The organism is Achromobacter xylosoxidans (assembly GCF_002192695.1).
GTDB classification, from domain to species: Bacteria; Pseudomonadota; Gammaproteobacteria; order Burkholderiales; family Burkholderiaceae_B; genus Achromobacter; species Achromobacter xylosoxidans_C.
This window is the reverse complement of record NZ_MTLG01000084.1, coordinates 110,677-126,577: the sequence shown is the minus strand read 5'-3', so window position 1 is coordinate 126,577 and position 15,901 is coordinate 110,677. Positions and strand designations below refer to the sequence as shown.

Sequence of the window (15,901 nt, the reverse complement as noted above, 5' to 3'; positions counted from 1 at the left end):
ATGCAGCAGGTTCTGTGTCCGCAGTGCGGCGCCCCAGTCAAATTCACGTCCGCGGCATCGGTCATGGCGGTCTGCGGCGCCTGCCGCAGCACCTTGCTGAAGGACGCCGAGTCGGTCAAGCGCATCGGCGAGGCCGCCGAGGTCCTGGAGGACTACTCGCCCTTATGCCTGGGCGCGGCCGGCACCCATGACGGCAAGCGCTTCGATCTGATCGGCCGCATCCAGCTGCGCTACGACGAAGGCTTCTGGAACGAGTGGTACCTGTGGTTCGAGGACGGCTCCGACGGCTGGCTGTCGGACGCGTCGGGCCAGTACGCCGTGACCCGGCGGCGCAAGGTCAAGTCCACGCAGGGCATGCCCGCGTTCGACGATATCGCGCCCGGCGACGAGCTGAAGCTGGACGGCCAGCGCTTTACCGCCGCCGACGTGCGCGCCTGCCAGGCGGGCGGCACGCAAGGCGAGCTGCCCTTCGTGCCGGGCGACGGGTGGCTGGCCAAGGTGGCGGATTACCGCAGCCTGGACGCGTTCCTGACGCTGGATTTTTCCGACGGGCCCGAGCCCGAGTTGTACATCGGCAAGGCGTTCGATCTGTCCGCCATGCAGGCAGCGTCGCTGCGGACCAATGAACAGGTCGAGGAGACCGCCGGCCGTTTCCGCGGCCAGATCAAGGCGCTGGACTGCCCGAACTGCGGCGGGCCGATAAGCTTCGTGGCCGCCATGGCCACCCAAGTGGTCTGCCCCTCGTGCGCGGCCGCCGTTGATTGCTCGGGACCCACGGCCGAAGTCATCGAGAAAGCGCGCAAGGTCAAGGCCATCAAGACCACGCTGGCGCTGGGCGCCGTGGCCAAGATCGACGGCGCGTCCTATACGCTCATCGGCCTGATGAAGTGCGCGGATCCGGACCCCGAGGAGCCTTCCGACTGGATCGAGTACTTGCTGTTCAATCCCGCGAAGGGATTCATCTGGCTGGTGGAAACGGACGAGGGCTGGGAGCGGGTGCAGGTGTGCGACACCTGGCCCAGCCACAACAACGCCAGCAGCGTGCGCTGGCGCTCCAAGCTTTACCAGAAGCTATACGACTACACCTCGCGCGTGGAACTGGCCCTGGGCGCCTTCAACTGGCGCGTCAAGGTCGGCGACAGCACCAAGATCACGGATTACAAGGCCGGCAACCTCAAGCTGACGCGCGAATTGAGCGAGTCCGAACTGGGCTGGTCGGCCTCGGGGCCGGTGGCGCCGGCGCAGTTGGCCGAATGGTTCGGCGATCCTGAGCTTGCCAAGCAGAAGGCCATGCCGCTTGGCGGCAAGCCTGGGGGCTATCGCAAGTTCGCCTGGACGGCCATGATCGTGCTGGCATTCCTGAACATCGACACCATTTTCAGTGGCGGCTTCGTCCCGATCCTGATCGGCCTGGCGTTCCTCTGGATCCCGGCGGCGGTGGCGGACAAATTATCTGGCAAGGACGAATAACAGGATGGGCAAACTCTTATATACCGTCTATGCCGTCGTGGTGGTGATATTCGCTACCGGCGCTGGCTCGCCTGGCGCGCGCATGTCCAGCGGCGGCAGCACCAGTAGCAGCAGCTGGGGCAGCAGTTCCTCCGGCGGGTCGGGCTGGTCCTCGGGCGGATCCCACAAGTGACCCCGCATGCCACCCCCGGCCGCCACGTGCTGGCGGATTTCCGTGGCGTGCCCGCGGATCGCCTGGCCGATGCGCAAGGGCTGGAACGCGACCTGATCGCAGCAGCCCGTGCGGCAGGCGCCCATGTGCTGAGCGCGCACTTTCATCATTTCGGCGATGGCGCTGGCGTGACCGGCGTGGTCCTGCTGAGCGAATCCCACATCAGCATCCATACCTGGCCCGAGCATGCGTTCGCGGCGCTGGACATCTTCATGTGCGGCGCGGCCCGGCCAGAGCTGGCGCTGGAGCATCTGCGGGCGCGGCTGGCGCCCGAGGCCGTGCACGCGACCACGGTGGCGCGCGGCTGAAGCCCGCGCCCGCCACTCCTTGATTTTGCTCAAAGCTCCCCTGGGCAGCCAAATTGACGAGCGTTATATACCTATATATATTTCGTTACTGACTTAGCGATTTCCCCTGGGAGAAGAACATGTTCCGCAAACGTCCGATCGTGGCGCTGTCCTTGGCGCTGGCCGCCGCATGGAGCGCCAACGCCAGCGCCGGCGACCTGGTGGTGTCGGCTGCCGCCAGCCTGACCAACGCCTTCAAGGAAGTCGCGCAGGGCTATGAAAAAGAGCACGCCGGCACCAAGGTCATCCTGAACTTCGGCGCGTCCGACGTGCTGCTGCAGCAGATCGTCAAGGGCGCCCCGGCCGATGTGTTCGCCTCGGCGGACCAGAAGGCCATGGACAAGGCGGTCGAGGAAAAAGCCGTCAAGCCGGCTTCGCGCGTGGACTTCGCCGCCAACCAGGTGGTGTTGATCGTCCCGGCCGACAGCAAGGCCAACATCACCGCGCTCAAGGACCTGACCCGCGACGACGTCAAGCGCATCGCCTACGGCAACCCGGCATCGGTGCCGGTGGGCCGCTATACGCAGGGCGCGCTGGAAGCGGCCGGACTGTGGAGCGCGGTGCAGGCCAAGAGCGTGCTGGCCCAGAACGTGCGTCAGAGCCTGGACTATGTGGCGCGCGGCGAGGTCGACGCGGGCTTCGTGTTCGCGACCGACGCGGCCATCATGGCGGACAAGGTCAAGATCGCGGTACGCGTGCCTTCGCAGACGCCGGTGACCTATCCCATCGCCGTCACCACGCGTGAAGCCGCCGCCAAGGAAGCCGAAAGTTTCGTGGCCTATGTGCTGTCTCCCGCAGGTCAGGCGATACTGTCGCGCTACGGCTTCCAGAAGCCCTGAACCCTGTTGAATCGTAGGCATTGATGAGTGATCCGGTTTGGGTGCCCCTGCTGCTTTCCCTGAAAGTGGCAGGCTGGGCAACGCTGTTGGCGACCGTGGCCGGCACGGCCGCGGCTTATGGCCTGTCGCGCTGGCGCTGGCCGGGGCGCGACCTGTTGGACGCGCTGTTGACCTTGCCGCTGGTGTTGCCGCCCACGGTGCTCGGCTACTACCTGCTGGTGCTGCTGGGGCGCCGCGGCATCATCGGCGAGACGCTGGCGGGCTGGGGCATCGAACTGGTCTTTACCTGGCAGGGCGCGGTGATCGCGGCCTCGGTGGTGGCTTTTCCGCTGGTGTTCAAATCCGCCCGCGCCGCCTTCGAGAACGTCGACAGCCAGCTGGAAAGCGCGGCGCGCGTGCTGGGCGTATGCGAAGCGGGGGTCTTCTTCCGCGTCACCTTGCCGCTGGCCGCCCGCGGCATTGCCGCCGGCGTGCTGCTAGCCTTCGCGCGGGCGCTGGGCGAATTCGGCGCCACGCTGATGATCGCCGGCAATCTGCCGGGACGCACACAGACTCTGTCGGTCGCCATCTACGAGGCGGTGCAGGCGGGCGACGATGCCACGGCCAACATGCTGGTGTTGGTCACCTCGGTGACCTGCGTGGTGGTCCTGCTGCTTGCCGGCAAGCTGGTGCCCGTCAGCAGCGGCCGGCGCAACGGGAGCGCGCTATGAGCGTCAGCATCCAGGTGCGCAAGCAGATGGTGTCCGGCGACCGGCGCTTCGCGCTGGACGTTGCATTCGATTCGTCAGCCAAGCGCATCGCGCTGTTCGGACCCTCGGGCGCGGGCAAAAGCCTGACCCTGCGCGCGGTGGCGGGCCTGCTGCGCCCGGACTCGGGGCGCATCGAAATCAATGGCCGCGTGCTGTTCGACACGGACGCCGGCGTCAACCTGCCGGCGCAATCCCGCCGCGTCGCCTATCTGTTCCAGGACTACGCCCTGTTTCCCCACCTGACCGTGGCGCAGAACATCGCTTTCGGGCTGCGCCGCGGCTGGCGCAACCCGCCCCGGCGCGAGGTCGGGCCCGAGGCGCAGCGCTGGGTGGACGCATTCGAGCTGGGTTCCATCGTGGGCAGCTATCCCAGCGAGATCTCCGGTGGCCAGAAGCAGCGGGTGGCGTTGGCGCGAGCCCTCATGCTGCGGCCCGACATCCTGTTGCTGGACGAGCCATTCTCAGCGCTGGATTCGCAGCTGCGCGGCAAGATGCGGCTGGAACTCAACGCCTTGCAGCGTCAGCTGGACGTGCCGATGCTCCTGATCACGCACGACCCGGCGGATGTGGACGCGCTGGCCGACGAGGTGTTCGAAGTGCGCGAGGGCAGGGTGCGGCGCCACGACGAAGACGTGGGCGTCTGAGGCTGGCCGGCATACGCTTTCACTTGAGCGCCGGGCTTTTGCTTGTTATTGATGGCATATACAATATGGCATATGCAATAACAGTGAGGGAAGCGCCATGGCCATTCGTACTCCCGTGTCCAGGCCTCGAGAGGCCAAGCTCTTTCGCAACAATCGCAGTCAGGCTGTGCGCATTCCGGCAGAGTTCGAGCTGCCGGGCGAGCGCGTGTTGATTCGTCGAGAGGGTGAAAAGCTCATTATTGAGCCCATTGCCGGCCCGCGTAACCTTTCGGAATTGCTGGCCCGATGGGCAGCAGAGGAACCGCTCGCGCCTGAAGACCAGTTTCCGGACATCAGCGATATGCCGTTGCGGCCGGAGGACGTCCTGTGAGCGGCTATCTGCTGGACACTAATATCATTAGCGCGCTTTTGCGGGACCCGGGTGGCCGAGCGGCGCGGCACGTTGCGCGGGTAGGGCACCGCAAGATCTGCACCAGCATTATCGTGTCCGCCGAGTTGCGCTACGGCTGCGCCGAGAAAGGATCCGCCAAGCTGTTGGCCAAAGTCGAAAGCCTGCTGGCGGTGATTCCGGTCCTGCCTTTTGATGTGGCTGCTGATGCGAAATATGGAGGCATACGCGCCGACTTGGAAGCGGCGGGGCAAACCATCGGCGCCAACGATCTCTTGATCGGTGCTCACGCCCACGCGCTGGGCCTGACGCTCGTCACCGGCAACATGCGGGAATTCGAACGCATCCGCGGCCTCGCCATGGAAAATTGGTTGATCTGAAACGGTAGCGGCTCGGAGTGGCTCAGTCCAGCACGCCCAGGATCACGCTGGAAGCCTTGAAGATCGCCACCGCGTCGGCGCCTACGTCCAATCCCAGGTCCTGCGCGCTTTCGTTGGTGACGATGGCCGCCAGCGTCACGCCGCCGTCCAGTCCGATCAGGATCTCGCTGTTGACAGCGCCCGGGCGCAATGCCGTGATCTTGCCCGGCAGTTGATTGCGCGCCGACAGGCGCAGGCCGGGGCCGGGCGCGCCCACGATGACGGACGACGCCTTGACCAGCGCGATCGCTTCCTTGCCCGTCTCCAGTCCCAGTTCCTGCGTGCTTTCGCGGGTGATGGTGGCCGTGATGGTCTGGCCGCCCGCGATGCGCAGCACGATCTCGTCGTTGACGGCGCCGGCGCGGATCTGGATGACGGTGCCTAGCAGTTTGTTGCGTGCGCTGGTCTTCAGCATGAAACGCCTCATGAGGTCGATGTCGCCGCTGGCGTTCATGCCAGCGCGGATCAGGTTTTCCATGAACTTGCGGTGTTCGGCTTCCAGGGCGCGGAAGGTGGCGATCAGGCCGCGCGCGCGGTCGGTCAGGCGGGTGCCGCCGCCGCCCTTGCCGCCAGCGGCGCGGATTACCAAAGGCTCGCCCGCCAGATTGTTCATGGCGTCGATGGCGTCCCAGGCGCCCTTGTAGCTCATGCCCACGGCGCGCGCTGCGGCCGTGATCGAGCCGGTGGCGTCGATCTGCGCCAGCAGGTCTATGCGGTTTCTTCCGCCCCAGGTCTGGGCGCCTGAGCGAAACCAAATCGAGCCGTCGAGTTCCAACATCTGTGTCGCGCCGTGGTCAGGGTATGAGATAGCTGAAAGTGTAATGGACGGGGAGGCTGTCCTGGCGGTTCACGGCGGACACGATGAGAATGAGATTCTGTTGAAATTTTGCAGGCTTAGCGGCACTATGTTCACGCATCGGGCTCACGGAGAAAACGACATGAAAGCGTTCAAATTGCTGGCTGCGGGTTCCATGACGGTGCTGTTGGCGGCTTGCGCCACCGGCCCTGACGTCAAGAGCGACTACGATCACCAGGCGAATTTCGCCCAGTACCGGACCTTCGGGTACATGGCGCCGCTGGGCACCGACAAGGCCGGCTACAGCACCTTGCTGACCGAGCGCCTGAAGAATGCCACGCGCGGCCAGATGGAAATGCGCGGCTATACCTACAGCGCCGCCAATCCCGACCTGCTGGTCAACTTCAGCGCCAAGCTGCAGCAGAAGGTGCAGGTCACGCCGGCCGCGCCGCCCATGGGCCCGTACTACGGCTATCGCACCGGCTTCTACGGCGGCTGGCCCGGCTACGGCTGGGGCGACGACGTCTACCAATATACTGAGGGGACCTTGAACATCGACCTCGTCGACGCGCGCCGCAGGCAGCTGGTGTGGGAAGGCGTGGCGGTGGGCGAGGTCCAGCCCGATGCGGCCGCCACGCCCGAGAATACGGACAAGGTGGTTGCGCAGATCTTCTCCAAGTATCCGTTCCGCGCGGGCGTGGCCGCGCCGCAGCTGCCGGAAAAAAGCAAGTAGGGCGGTCCGCCAGCCCTGCCTAGAGGAAGCCGTATGAGTACTCGCCGCAAGGCCCCCAAGCAAGATACCGGCGATACGCCGCCCTATGAAGTCGTCGCCCTGGTGCTGCAGGGCGGGGGAGCGCTGGGGGCCTACCAGGCCGGGGTGTATCAGGGGCTGCACGAAGCGGGTATCCGGCCCAACTGGATTTCCGGCATCTCCATTGGGTCGATCAACGCGGCAATCATCGCGGGTTCCCCCGAGGACGAGCGCGTGGAGCGCCTACGCGGGTTCTGGGAGAGCATCTGCCGCCCGGCGGGTTTCGCCTCGGTGCCCTGGGGCGAGACGCTCGGGTCCGTGTTCGAAGGCGTGCCGTTCGGCTTCGGTTCGCCCGTCATGAATGGGCATGTGTCGGCATTCCAGGCCCTGTTCTCGGGCCAGCCGGGCTTTTTCAAACCGCGTTTTCCACCGCCCTACCTGGTGCACGGCAGGGGGGCGGCGTCCACCAGCTTCTACGACACCACGCCGTTGGCCGCGACCCTGCGGGAGTTCGTCGATTTCGACCTGCTAAACAGCGGCGCCGTGCGCGCCAGTTTCGGCGTGGTCAACGTGCGCAGCGGCAACTTCGCCTATTTCGACAGCTTGAAGGACACCCTGGCCCCGGAACACATCATGGCCTCGGGCGCCTTGCCGCCAGGCTTTCCCTCCGTCGAGATCGACGGCGAGCACTACTGGGACGGCGGCGTCGTGTCCAACACGCCGCTGGCCCAGGTGTTGACCACCGACAACATGCGGGACACGCTGGCGTTCCAGGTCGACCTGTGGCCCGCGCGCGGCGGCCTGCCGACCAATCTGGAGGAAGTGGCCGAGCGCCAGAAGGACATCCAGTACTCCAGCCGGACCCGCCTGGTCACGGACCAGCTGCGGCGCGTGCTCAAGCTGCGCCACGGCTTGCAGCGCCTGCTGGCCAAGCTGCCGGAGGCCGAGCGCAATGCGGCCGAGTTCGCCGAAATCCGCAAGCTGTCCCATACGCCGGCCACCAACATCATCAACCTCATCTACGAGTCCAAGCACCGGGAGCGCTACTCCAAGGACTACGAGTTCGGCACCGAGGCCATGCGCGAGCACTGGGAGTCCGGCCTGGCCGACATCCGCGCCACGCTGGCCAAGCCCGGCATCCTGGCCCGGCCGACCGAGAACAGCTGTTTCGTCACGCACGATATCCATCGCAACGGCAAGCGCACCTGAACTGGCGGGGCAGCGGCGAGATCGACGTTTTTGGATAGGGGCGGGGCAGCCTTCCGATCGGATTGGTCTTATAGATGCCCTGCAATTTCAATCCACAAGGGTTCCGGCGGTAGTCTTTCGGAGCTAATTGCAGCCCTGTTCCGGGAGCCGGCCGCCATCCCGCGCGGCGCGGGCCGTCCTGGTGGAGACCCGTCGTGAATGCCCCCGCTCGCCTTGCCCAGGTCGCGCCCGCCCGCGCGGCCGACACTCCCTATGCCATGGACGGCTGGTGGACCCTGGTCTACCAGGGCTGGACCCTGCTTACGCCTCATGGCATCCGCATCGGCCTGACCGCCCTGGAGCGCACCTGCCTGCTTTGCCTGGCGGCCAATCCTGCCAGGGAATTGCGGCGCGATGAATTCGTGGCCGTGCGCAGGCGCACCACGATGCGCACGCTGAACGTGGCGATTTGCCGCTTGCGCGGCAAGGTTCTGCTGGCTGGCACCCGGCTGCCGCTGCATACGGTGCACGGCATGGGCTATGTGTTCCTGGGCAAGCTGCGAGAGCTTTCCGAGAGCTGATCTGTTGTATGAAATCCCCCCGCCAGTGGTATTCGAAGCACTAAAAATCAGTGATTTCCCCAATAACTGAGTTACATTACTGGGCTGATTACGTGCCTTGATGACGCATGCTTCTTATTTGATCGCGGCCTGAGCCGCATTCAAATACTGCGGTTACATGACGCGATTACGGTTAATTACGCTATACGCGGGGGTTTCAATGCGGTTTTCGCCTAAACGTGTTTCAGGGCTGGCTTTTTCCGGCGGGGTCCTCGCACTGATATTGGCTGGTTGCGGTGAAAAGCCGCACATGAATCCAGGCATGCCCCAGGTCAGCGTCATTACGATCCAGCCGCAGCGCGCGCCCATCGTGTCGGAGCTGCCCGGCCGCGTCGACGCCGTCCGCGATGCGCAGATCCGTGCGCGGGTCACCGGCATCGTCCAGAAGATCGCCTTCGAGCAAGGCGGGGACGTCAAGGAAAACCAGCTGCTGTTCAAGATTGATCCGGCGCCCTACAAGGCCACCTACGATCAGGCGACGGCGCAGCTCAAGCAGGCGCAGGCCAACCTGTTCAGCGCCAAACTGCTGGCCGACCGCTACGCGCCGCTGGTCAAGGCCAACGCCGTCAGCAAGCAGGAATACGACAACGCCGTGGCCTCGTACCGCCAGGCGGACGCTGCTGTCGCCGCCGCCAAGGCGGCGCAGGACAACGCCGCGATCAACCTCGGCTACACCGACGTCACCTCGCCCATCACCGGCCGCATCGGCAAGCCGCTGGTCACCGAAGGCGCGCTGGTCGAGGCCACCTCGGCCACGCAGATGGCCACGGTGCAGCAGCTCGATCCGATCTACGTCGACTTCACCCAGTCCACCGCGGAACTCGCGTCCCTGCGCCGCGCCTTCGCCAGCGGCCAGCTGCAGCAGGTCGGCAAGGATACGGCGCGCGCCACCATCGTGCTGGAAGACGGTTCCGAATACGGCCAGCCGGGCAAGCTGCTGTTCACCGGCATCACCGTGGATCCGACCACGGGCCAGGTGAACCTGCGCGCCGAAGTCCCCAACCCCGACGGCATCCTGTTGCCCGGCATGTATGTGCGCGTGCGCCTGGAGCAGGGCGTGGACGACAAGGCCCTGATGGTGCCGCAGCAGGCGCTGCAGCGTACCGCGGACGGCCTGCAAAGCCTGATGCTGGTCAAGGACAACAAGATCGAGCAGATTCCGGTTACCACCGGCGGCGCCCTCAAGAGCAACTGGATCGTCACCAGCGGCCTGAAGGCCGGCGACGTGGTCGTGGTGGAAGGATTCCAGAAGGTCCGGCCGGGCGCTCCGGTGCAGGCCAGCGAATGGAAGAGCGGCACGCCCGCGCCGGGCGGCCAGGCCCCCGCGCAACCGGGCGCCAAGCCCGCGGAATCCGCCCCGCAGCCTGGCGCCAAGCCGGCCGAGCCTGCGCAGCAGGACAAGGCCGCAGGCCAGAAATCTTAAGCGGCACGCGGCGCAAGCGCCGCGTTCCTCTTTGGTGAGCATCGCTTTCAGAGTCAGCCCACATGCCGCAATTTTTTATTGATAGACCGATTTTCGCTTGGGTAGTCGCCCTGTTCATCCTGCTGGCCGGGGTGTTGGCGATCCCGAACATGCCGATCTCGCAGTACCCGGACGTGGCGCCGCCCGCGATCACGATCACCGCGACCTATCCCGGCGCTTCGGCCAACGAAGTGGCCGAGCAGGTCACCAGTATCATCGAAGACCAGCTCAACGGCGCCAAGGGCCTGATCTACTACGAGTCGGTCAGCGATTCCTACGGCACCTCGACCATCACCGCCACCTTCGCTCCGGGGACCAACCCCGATCTTGCGCAGGTGGACGTGCAGAACCGCGTGTCGAACGTGGTCGCGCAGCTGCCCACCGCCGTGCAGCAGCAGGGCCTGCAATATGAGCAGACCAGTACCGGCTTCCTGATGGTGGCGGCGGTGTCGTCCACCGACGGCTCGCTGGACCAGACCGCGCTGGCCGACTACATCACCCGCAACATCAAGAACCCGGTGTCGCGCGTGCCCGGCGTGGGCCAGTTCCAGCTGTTCGCGGCGCCGCGCGCCATGCGCGTGTGGGTCGATCCCGCCAAGCTGGTCGGTTTCAACCTGAGCATGTCGCAGGTCAACCAGGCCATCGCCCAGCAGAACGTGGTGATTTCCGGCGGCAGCATCGGCGCGCCGCCCAATCCGGATTCGCAACGCATCACCGCCACGGTCACGGCCAACGGCCAGCTGAGCACGGTGGAGGGCTTCGGCAAGATCGTCCTGCGCGCCAATACCGACGGCTCCAAGGTGCTGCTGCGCGACGTCGCCCGCATCGAAGTCGGCGCCGACAACTACCAGTTCGGCGCCCGCCTGAACGGCAAGCCGACGGCGGCATTCGCCATCGTGCTGTCACCCAACGCCAACGCGCTGGCCACCGCCCAGGGCGTGCGCCAGCAGATGGAAGAGCTGTCCAAGTACTTCCCGGGCAACATCACGTACTCCATTCCGTACGACACGGCGCCTTACGTGAAGGTGTCCATCGAGCAGGTGGTCCACACCCTGGCGGAAGCCATGGTGCTGGTGTTCCTGGTGATGTACCTGTTCCTGCAGAACGTCCGCTATACCCTGATCCCGGCCCTGGTGGTGCCGGTGGCCATGCTGGGGGCGTTCGCGGTGATGCTGGCGCTTGGCTTCTCCATCAACGTGCTGACCATGTTCGCCATGGTGCTGGCCATCGGGATTCTGGTGGACGACGCCATCGTGGTGGTGGAGAACGTCGAGCGCATCATGTCCACAGAGGGCTTACCACCCAAGGAAGCCACCAAGAAGGCCATGCCGCAGATCAGCGGCGCCATCATCGGCATTACGCTGGTGCTGGTGACGGTGTTCCTGCCCCTGGCCTTCATGAGCGGTTCGGTGGGCGTGATCTATCGCCAGTTCTCGATCGCGATGGCCGTGTCCATCTTCTTCTCGGCGCTGCTGGCCCTGACCTTCACCCCGGCGCTGTGCGCCACCATCCTCAAGCCGGTGCCCAAAGGCCACCACGAGGACAAGAAGGGTTTCTTCGGCTGGTTCAACCGCAAGTTCGACGCCACCACCCACAACTACCAGAACTGGGTGTCGCGCATCCTGCACAAGGGCGGCCGCATGATGCTGGCGTTCCTGCTGCTGGTCGTGCTGCTGGGCTGGCTGTACCTGCGCCTGCCGTCGTCCTTCCTGCCCGAGGAAGACCAGGGCTACGTGGTCAGCAACATCGAGCTGCCCACCGGCGCCACGGCCAACCGCACGGTCGAGGTCATCGAGCAGGTCGAGAAATACTTCTCGGACGTGCCGGCGGTCGAGAACATCATTGCCGTGCAGGGTTACAGCTTCAACGGCAACGGCCTGAACGCCGCCATCGCCTTCGTGACGCTGAAGGACTTCAGCGAGCGCAAGGAGCGCAAGGATTCCGCGGGCGCGATCGCCTTCCGGGCCTTCGAGAAGCAGCTGATGGGCATTCATGACGCGCAGGTGTTCACCCTGGTGCCGCCCGCCATTTCGTCCCTGGGCAACGCCACCGGCTTCGACTTCCGCCTGCAGGATCGCGGCGCGGCGGGTTCTGCCGCCCTGGCCGCGGCCACCGGCGAACTCATGGGCCTGGTCATGAAGAGCCCGGTGCTGTCGCAGGTGCGCATCACCGGCCTCGGACCGGGCGCGCAGCTCAGCCTGACCATCGACCGCGAGAAGGCGGCCGCGCTGGGCGTGGACTTCAACGAGGCCGCCTCGCTGATTTCCACCGCGGTCGGTTCCGCCTACCTCAGCAAGTTCCCCAACCTGGGCCGGATGCAGAACATCTGGGTGCAGGCCGACGCGCCGTACCGCATGCAGCTCAATGACGTGCTGCAGCTGAACGCCCGCAACGGCCAGGGCGGCATGGTGCCGCTGTCCACCTTCGTCAAGGCCGAATGGAAGCAGGGTCCGGTGCAGGTGGTGCGCTACAACAGTTACGAGTCCATGCGTATCGGCGGCGACGCCGCCCCTGGCTACACCACGGGCGAGGCCATGGCCGAGATGGAACGTCTGGTGGGACAGTTGCCGCAGGGCTTCGGCTACGAATGGAACGGCCTTTCCTACCAGGAGCGCCAGGCAGGCAACCAGGCCCCGATCCTGATGGGCCTGTCGCTGCTGGTGGTGTTCCTGGTGCTGGCCGCCCTGTATGAAAGCTGGGCCATCCCGATTTCGGTGATGCTGGTGGTGCCGCTGGGCATGCTGGGCGCGGTGGCGCTGATCAGCGCGCTGGGCATGTCCAACGATGTGTACTTCCAGGTGGGCATGGTGACCGTGATCGGCTTGGCGGCCAAGAACGCCATTCTTATCGTGGAATTCGCCAAGGACCAGTACGCTCGCGGCATGGGGCTGTACGAATCCGCGGTGGAAGCCGCGAGGCTGCGTTTCCGCCCCATCCTGATGACCTCGCTGGCCTTTATCCTGGGCGTGGTGCCCCTGGCCATGGCGACCGGCGCAGGCGCCGCCAGCCAGCGCGCCGTGGGTCTGGGCGTGCTGGGCGGCATGTTGGCCGCCACGCCGTTCGCGGTGATTTTCGTGCCGACCTTCTTCGTGGTGGTGCTGGGCCTGTTCAAGACCCGGCCGCGCCTGCTGGGCGCCGAACTGCGCGCCTTCGAGGAAGAGCAGGCGGCCAAGAAGGCAGCCGGACAGGCTGCGCCGGACGCTGCCGCGCAACACCCCGCACAACCCAACGGTGGCCAGGAGGGCAAGGAATGAAAGCCCTGAAGTTCAAACAGACCGCCTTGTCCGCTTTCGTGGCGGTGGCGTTGGCCGGCTGCTCGCTGGCGCCCGATTACAAGCGTCCCGACGCGCCGGTCTCCGGCACGTGGCCGGACCAGCCCAAGGTGCAGTACGGCGGCTACGCCAAGCCCACGTCGCTGGGCACTCAGCCGTCCACCGCGGTCATGCCGCAGGAAGGCACGCCCGCGGCCAATCTGGGCTGGCGCGAGTTCTTCCGCGATCCGCGCCTGCAAAGCCTGATCGAGCTGTCGCTGGTCAACAACCGCGACCTGCGCGTGGCAGTGCAGCGGGTGGAAGAGGCCCGTGCCCAGTACGGCGTCCAGCGCGGCGCGCAATGGCCCAGCATCGGCGCCGGCATCCAGGGCCAGCGCCAGCATCTGCCGCAGAACATGCGGGCTGCCGGCTCGGGTTCGATCAGCAGTTCGTACCAGGCCGGCATCGGCCTGACCACCTTCGAGATCGACCTGTTCGGCCGTCTGCGCAACCTGTCCGAGGCGGCGTACCAGCAGTACCTGTCGACGGAGCAGGCGCAGAAGAGCGTGCACATCACGCTGGTCGGCTCGGTCGCGCAGTCGTATTTCAATCTGCGCGCGGCCGAGGTCCAGCTGGACCTGACCAAGCGCACGCTGGCCTCGCGCCAGGAATCCTACGACCTGGTCAAGCGCCGTTTCGATGGCGGCGTGGCCTCGGAACTGGACCTGAACCAGGCCAAGACCTTGCTGGATACGGCCTCGTCCGACCTGGCGCAACTGGCCCGCGCCCAGGCCCAGGCCATGAACGCCCTGGTGCTGCTGGTCGGCACGCCGCTGCCGCCGGACTTGCCGGCGCCCGCCGTGTTCGGCCGCGACCAGCTGCTGGCCACGGTGCCCGCCGGCCTGCCGTCCGACCTGCTGGAACGCCGCCCGGACATCATGGCCGCGGAAAACCAGCTGCTGTCCGCCAATGCCAACATCGGCGCCGCGCGCGCGGCGTTCTTCCCGACCATCTCGCTGACCGGCCTGCTGGGCGTGGCCAGCCCCTCGTTGGGCGACCTGTTCAAGGGCGGCCAGGGTTATTGGAGCTTTTCGCCTTCGATCACCACGCCGCTGTTTGCCGGCGGCAGCATTCGTGAAGGGCTGAACCTGGCCAAGGCGCGCGACAATATCGCCGTGGCGCAGTACGAACAGTCCATCCAGCAGGCGTTCCGCGAAGTGTCGGACGCGCTGGCGGGCGAAGCCACCTATGGGGCGCAACTGGACGCCCAGCGCGCCTTGCAGGATGCATCCGGGCGCACGCTGGAACTGTCGAATTTGCGCTATACCAATGGTATCGACAGCTACCTGCAGGTGCAGACCGCGCAGGTGGACTTTTTCAATGCCCAGCTCTCCCTGGTCCAGACCGGCCTGGCGGCGCTGATCAACCGCGTCGAACTGTACAAGGCCCTGGGCGGCGGCTGGGAAGAAACGACGAAAGTGCAATGATAGAACTTGGTGTAAACATCGATCACGTTGCCACGCTGCGGCAACAACGCCACACGACCTATCCGGACCCGGTCCTCGCCGCGCTGCGCGCGGAGGACGCCGGCGCCGACCTGATCACGCTGCATCTGCGCGAGGACCGGCGCCACATCCAGGATAAGGACGTGTACGCCATGCGTCCGCAACTGCGCACGCGCATGAACCTGGAATGCGCGGTGACGGCGGAAATGCTGGAAATCGCCTGCGCGGTCAAGCCGAATGACGTTTGCCTCGTGCCCGAAAAGCGCACCGAACTGACGACCGAAGGCGGCCTGGAAGTCGTGGGCGCCATGGGGCCCGTGTCGGATGCGGTGGGCCTGCTGGCCGAGGCCGGCATTCGCGTGTCGCTTTTCATCGACCCGGATCCGGTGCAGATCGCGGCCGCGGCCAAGGCCGGCGCGCCGGTGATCGAGTTGCATACCGGCGCCTACGCCGAAGCTGAAGGCGAGGCCGCCGAGGCCGAACTGCAGCGCCTGCGCCTGGCCGTGACCGAAGGGTTGCGCCATGGCTTGCGCGTGAATGCAGGCCACGGCCTGCATTACGGCAACGTCAAGCCGGTAGCCGCGCTGGAGGGCATTTCCGAACTCAACATCGGCCACGCCATCGTGGCGCAGGCGGTGTTCGACGGCTGGGAAAAGGCCGTGCGCGACATGAAGGCGCTGATGGTGCAGGCCCGCCTGCAAGCGCTGCGCGGGCTGTGACCGCGAGCCCGGTGTCCTGTTCTTGCCTGCGGCCGCGCGCTGATTCCCATGTCTGACGCTTCCCGCCCCGCCGCGCCCGCGCCTGCGGGCGCCATTGCCGGCATCGGCATGGACCTGCTGCGCATCGACCGCATCGAGCGCGCGCTGGCGCGCCACGGCGACCGCTTCGCGGAAAAGATCCTGGGCGTCGAGGAACTGCAGAAGTTCCACGCGCGCCGCGCCCGCGACCCGGCGCGCGGCCTGCGTTTCCTGGCCACGCGCTTCGCGGCCAAGGAGGCGTTTTCCAAGGCCATCGGCCTGGGCATGCGCATGCCCATGACCTGGCGCCGGGTGCAGACCTTGAACGCGCCCGGCGGGCGTCCCGTGCTGGTGATCGCGCCCGAACTGCTGTCATGGTATGAGCAGCGTTTCGGCGCGGCGCATGTTTCCATTACCGACGAATCCGACATGGCCGCCGCTTACGTGGTGGTCGAACGCAAGCCCTGATCCGCGGGCCTCGCGCCCGCCGCCGGCTTGCCAGACTTAGACAGAAGGACAGCCTG

Annotated in this window: 17 protein-coding genes; 15 read left to right on the top strand and 2 right to left on the bottom strand. The window is 66.0% G+C overall.

Going from position 1 to position 15,901, the window contains the following annotated elements:
• Positions 1-1,470, top strand: a complete 1,470-nt coding sequence (locus BRO63_RS20705; protein ID WP_088141601.1) for a DUF4178 domain-containing protein — start codon at positions 1-3, stop codon at positions 1,468-1,470.
• 27 nt (positions 1,471-1,497) lie between these two features.
• Here BRO63_RS20705 and BRO63_RS34235 read toward each other — a convergent pair whose 3' ends face one another.
• On the bottom strand, positions 1,498-1,650 hold the full coding sequence (locus tag BRO63_RS34235) for a hypothetical protein (protein WP_173146637.1): 153 nt from the start codon (positions 1,648-1,650) through the stop codon (positions 1,498-1,500).
• On the opposite strand from BRO63_RS34235, the gene speD reads away from it, so the two are divergent.
• The 6 genes from speD to BRO63_RS20675 all read left to right on the top strand — a co-directional run bounded on the left by speD (position 1,639) and on the right by BRO63_RS20675 (position 5,028).
• On the top strand, positions 1,639-1,989 hold the full coding sequence (speD, locus tag BRO63_RS20700; protein WP_088141600.1) for an adenosylmethionine decarboxylase: 351 nt from the start codon (positions 1,639-1,641) through the stop codon (positions 1,987-1,989). The two genes, BRO63_RS34235 and speD, sit on opposite strands and share 12 nt — an antisense overlap.
• A 119-nt stretch (positions 1,990-2,108) precedes the next feature.
• Positions 2,109-2,867 (top strand): molybdate ABC transporter substrate-binding protein, encoded by a 759-nt coding sequence (gene modA, locus BRO63_RS20695; protein WP_088141599.1) that lies wholly within the window; start codon positions 2,109-2,111, stop codon positions 2,865-2,867.
• A 23-nt stretch (positions 2,868-2,890) separates the two neighbouring features.
• The gene (modB, locus tag BRO63_RS20690) at positions 2,891-3,577 is read left to right on the top strand and encodes a molybdate ABC transporter permease subunit (RefSeq protein WP_054452904.1); all 687 of its coding nucleotides are present in this window, start codon (positions 2,891-2,893) and stop codon (positions 3,575-3,577) included.
• Positions 3,574-4,260, top strand: a complete 687-nt coding sequence (locus BRO63_RS20685) for an ATP-binding cassette domain-containing protein (RefSeq protein ID WP_088141598.1) — start codon at positions 3,574-3,576, stop codon at positions 4,258-4,260. Before modB ends, BRO63_RS20685 begins: the two co-directional genes overlap by 4 nt.
• 97 nt (positions 4,261-4,357) lie before the next feature.
• Positions 4,358-4,630, top strand: a complete 273-nt coding sequence (locus BRO63_RS20680) for an antitoxin (RefSeq protein ID WP_088141597.1) — start codon at positions 4,358-4,360, stop codon at positions 4,628-4,630.
• On the top strand, positions 4,627-5,028 hold the full coding sequence (locus tag BRO63_RS20675; protein WP_088141596.1) for a type II toxin-antitoxin system VapC family toxin: 402 nt from the start codon (positions 4,627-4,629) through the stop codon (positions 5,026-5,028). Before BRO63_RS20680 ends, BRO63_RS20675 begins: the two co-directional genes overlap by 4 nt.
• Positions 5,029-5,050: 22 nt before the next feature.
• On the opposite strand, the gene BRO63_RS20670 is transcribed toward BRO63_RS20675, so the two are convergent.
• Positions 5,051-5,845, bottom strand: a complete 795-nt coding sequence (locus tag BRO63_RS20670; protein ID WP_088141595.1) for a TOBE domain-containing protein — start codon at positions 5,843-5,845, stop codon at positions 5,051-5,053.
• A 160-nt stretch (positions 5,846-6,005) separates the two neighbouring features.
• Here BRO63_RS20670 and BRO63_RS20665 point away from each other — a divergent pair, with 160 nt between their 5' ends.
• The 8 genes from BRO63_RS20665 (at position 6,006) to acpS (ending at position 15,845) form a co-directional block, all read left to right on the top strand.
• A complete protein-coding gene (locus BRO63_RS20665) occupies positions 6,006-6,596 on the top strand; it encodes a DUF4136 domain-containing protein (RefSeq protein ID WP_088141594.1) in 591 nt (196 codons plus the stop codon).
• 33 nt (positions 6,597-6,629) lie between these two features.
• Positions 6,630-7,823 (top strand): DUF3734 domain-containing protein, encoded by a 1,194-nt coding sequence (locus tag BRO63_RS20660; protein WP_088141593.1) that lies wholly within the window; start codon positions 6,630-6,632, stop codon positions 7,821-7,823.
• A gap of 194 nt (positions 7,824-8,017) precedes the next feature.
• On the top strand, positions 8,018-8,383 hold the full coding sequence (locus BRO63_RS20655; protein ID WP_088141592.1) for a helix-turn-helix domain-containing protein: 366 nt from the start codon (positions 8,018-8,020) through the stop codon (positions 8,381-8,383).
• 199 nt (positions 8,384-8,582) lie between these two features.
• Positions 8,583-9,845 (top strand): efflux RND transporter periplasmic adaptor subunit, encoded by a 1,263-nt coding sequence (locus BRO63_RS20650; protein WP_088141591.1) that lies wholly within the window; start codon positions 8,583-8,585, stop codon positions 9,843-9,845.
• Positions 9,846-9,907: 62 nt separating this feature from the next.
• Positions 9,908-13,138 carry a multidrug efflux RND transporter permease subunit gene (locus BRO63_RS20645; protein ID WP_088141590.1) on the top strand — a complete coding sequence of 1,077 codons (3,231 nt, stop codon included), beginning with the start codon at positions 9,908-9,910 and terminating at the stop codon, positions 13,136-13,138.
• Positions 13,135-14,622: an efflux transporter outer membrane subunit gene (locus BRO63_RS20640; RefSeq protein ID WP_088141589.1), complete on the top strand. Its 1,488-nt coding sequence runs from the start codon at positions 13,135-13,137 to the stop codon at positions 14,620-14,622. The genes BRO63_RS20645 and BRO63_RS20640 overlap by 4 nt, the downstream gene beginning before the upstream one ends.
• A complete protein-coding gene (pdxJ, locus tag BRO63_RS20635; protein WP_088141588.1) occupies positions 14,619-15,359 on the top strand; it encodes a pyridoxine 5'-phosphate synthase in 741 nt (246 codons plus the stop codon). Before BRO63_RS20640 ends, pdxJ begins: the two co-directional genes overlap by 4 nt.
• A 48-nt stretch (positions 15,360-15,407) precedes the next feature.
• Positions 15,408-15,845 carry a holo-ACP synthase gene (gene acpS, locus BRO63_RS20630; protein WP_088141587.1) on the top strand — a complete coding sequence of 146 codons (438 nt, stop codon included), beginning with the start codon at positions 15,408-15,410 and terminating at the stop codon, positions 15,843-15,845.
• Positions 15,846-15,901 lie beyond the last annotated feature (56 nt).

Excerpts from the sequence above, each read along its gene's own strand:
- pdxJ (WP_088141588.1), top strand. The coding sequence starts at position 14,619 with ATGATAGAACTTGGTGTAAACATCGATCACGTTGCCACGCTGCGGCAA.
- BRO63_RS20640 (WP_088141589.1), top strand. The coding sequence starts at position 13,135 with ATGAAAGCCCTGAAGTTCAAACAGACCGCCTTGTCCGCTTTCGTGGCG.
- BRO63_RS20670 (WP_088141595.1), bottom strand. The coding sequence starts at position 5,845 with ATGTTGGAACTCGACGGCTCGATTTGGTTTCGCTCAGGCGCCCAGACC.
- BRO63_RS20705 (WP_088141601.1), top strand. The coding sequence starts at position 1 with ATGCAGCAGGTTCTGTGTCCGCAGTGCGGCGCCCCAGTCAAATTCACG.
- BRO63_RS34235 (WP_173146637.1), bottom strand. The coding sequence starts at position 1,650 with ATGCGGGGTCACTTGTGGGATCCGCCCGAGGACCAGCCCGACCCGCCG.
- BRO63_RS20660 (WP_088141593.1), top strand. The coding sequence starts at position 6,630 with ATGAGTACTCGCCGCAAGGCCCCCAAGCAAGATACCGGCGATACGCCG.
- BRO63_RS20680 (WP_088141597.1), top strand. The coding sequence starts at position 4,358 with ATGGCCATTCGTACTCCCGTGTCCAGGCCTCGAGAGGCCAAGCTCTTT.
- BRO63_RS20650 (WP_088141591.1), top strand. The coding sequence starts at position 8,583 with ATGCGGTTTTCGCCTAAACGTGTTTCAGGGCTGGCTTTTTCCGGCGGG.
- BRO63_RS20665 (WP_088141594.1), top strand. The coding sequence starts at position 6,006 with ATGAAAGCGTTCAAATTGCTGGCTGCGGGTTCCATGACGGTGCTGTTG.
- BRO63_RS20645 (WP_088141590.1), top strand. The coding sequence starts at position 9,908 with ATGCCGCAATTTTTTATTGATAGACCGATTTTCGCTTGGGTAGTCGCC.
- modA (WP_088141599.1), top strand. The coding sequence starts at position 2,109 with ATGTTCCGCAAACGTCCGATCGTGGCGCTGTCCTTGGCGCTGGCCGCC.
- modB (WP_054452904.1), top strand. The coding sequence starts at position 2,891 with ATGAGTGATCCGGTTTGGGTGCCCCTGCTGCTTTCCCTGAAAGTGGCA.
- BRO63_RS20685 (WP_088141598.1), top strand. The coding sequence starts at position 3,574 with ATGAGCGTCAGCATCCAGGTGCGCAAGCAGATGGTGTCCGGCGACCGG.
- acpS (WP_088141587.1), top strand. The coding sequence starts at position 15,408 with ATGTCTGACGCTTCCCGCCCCGCCGCGCCCGCGCCTGCGGGCGCCATT.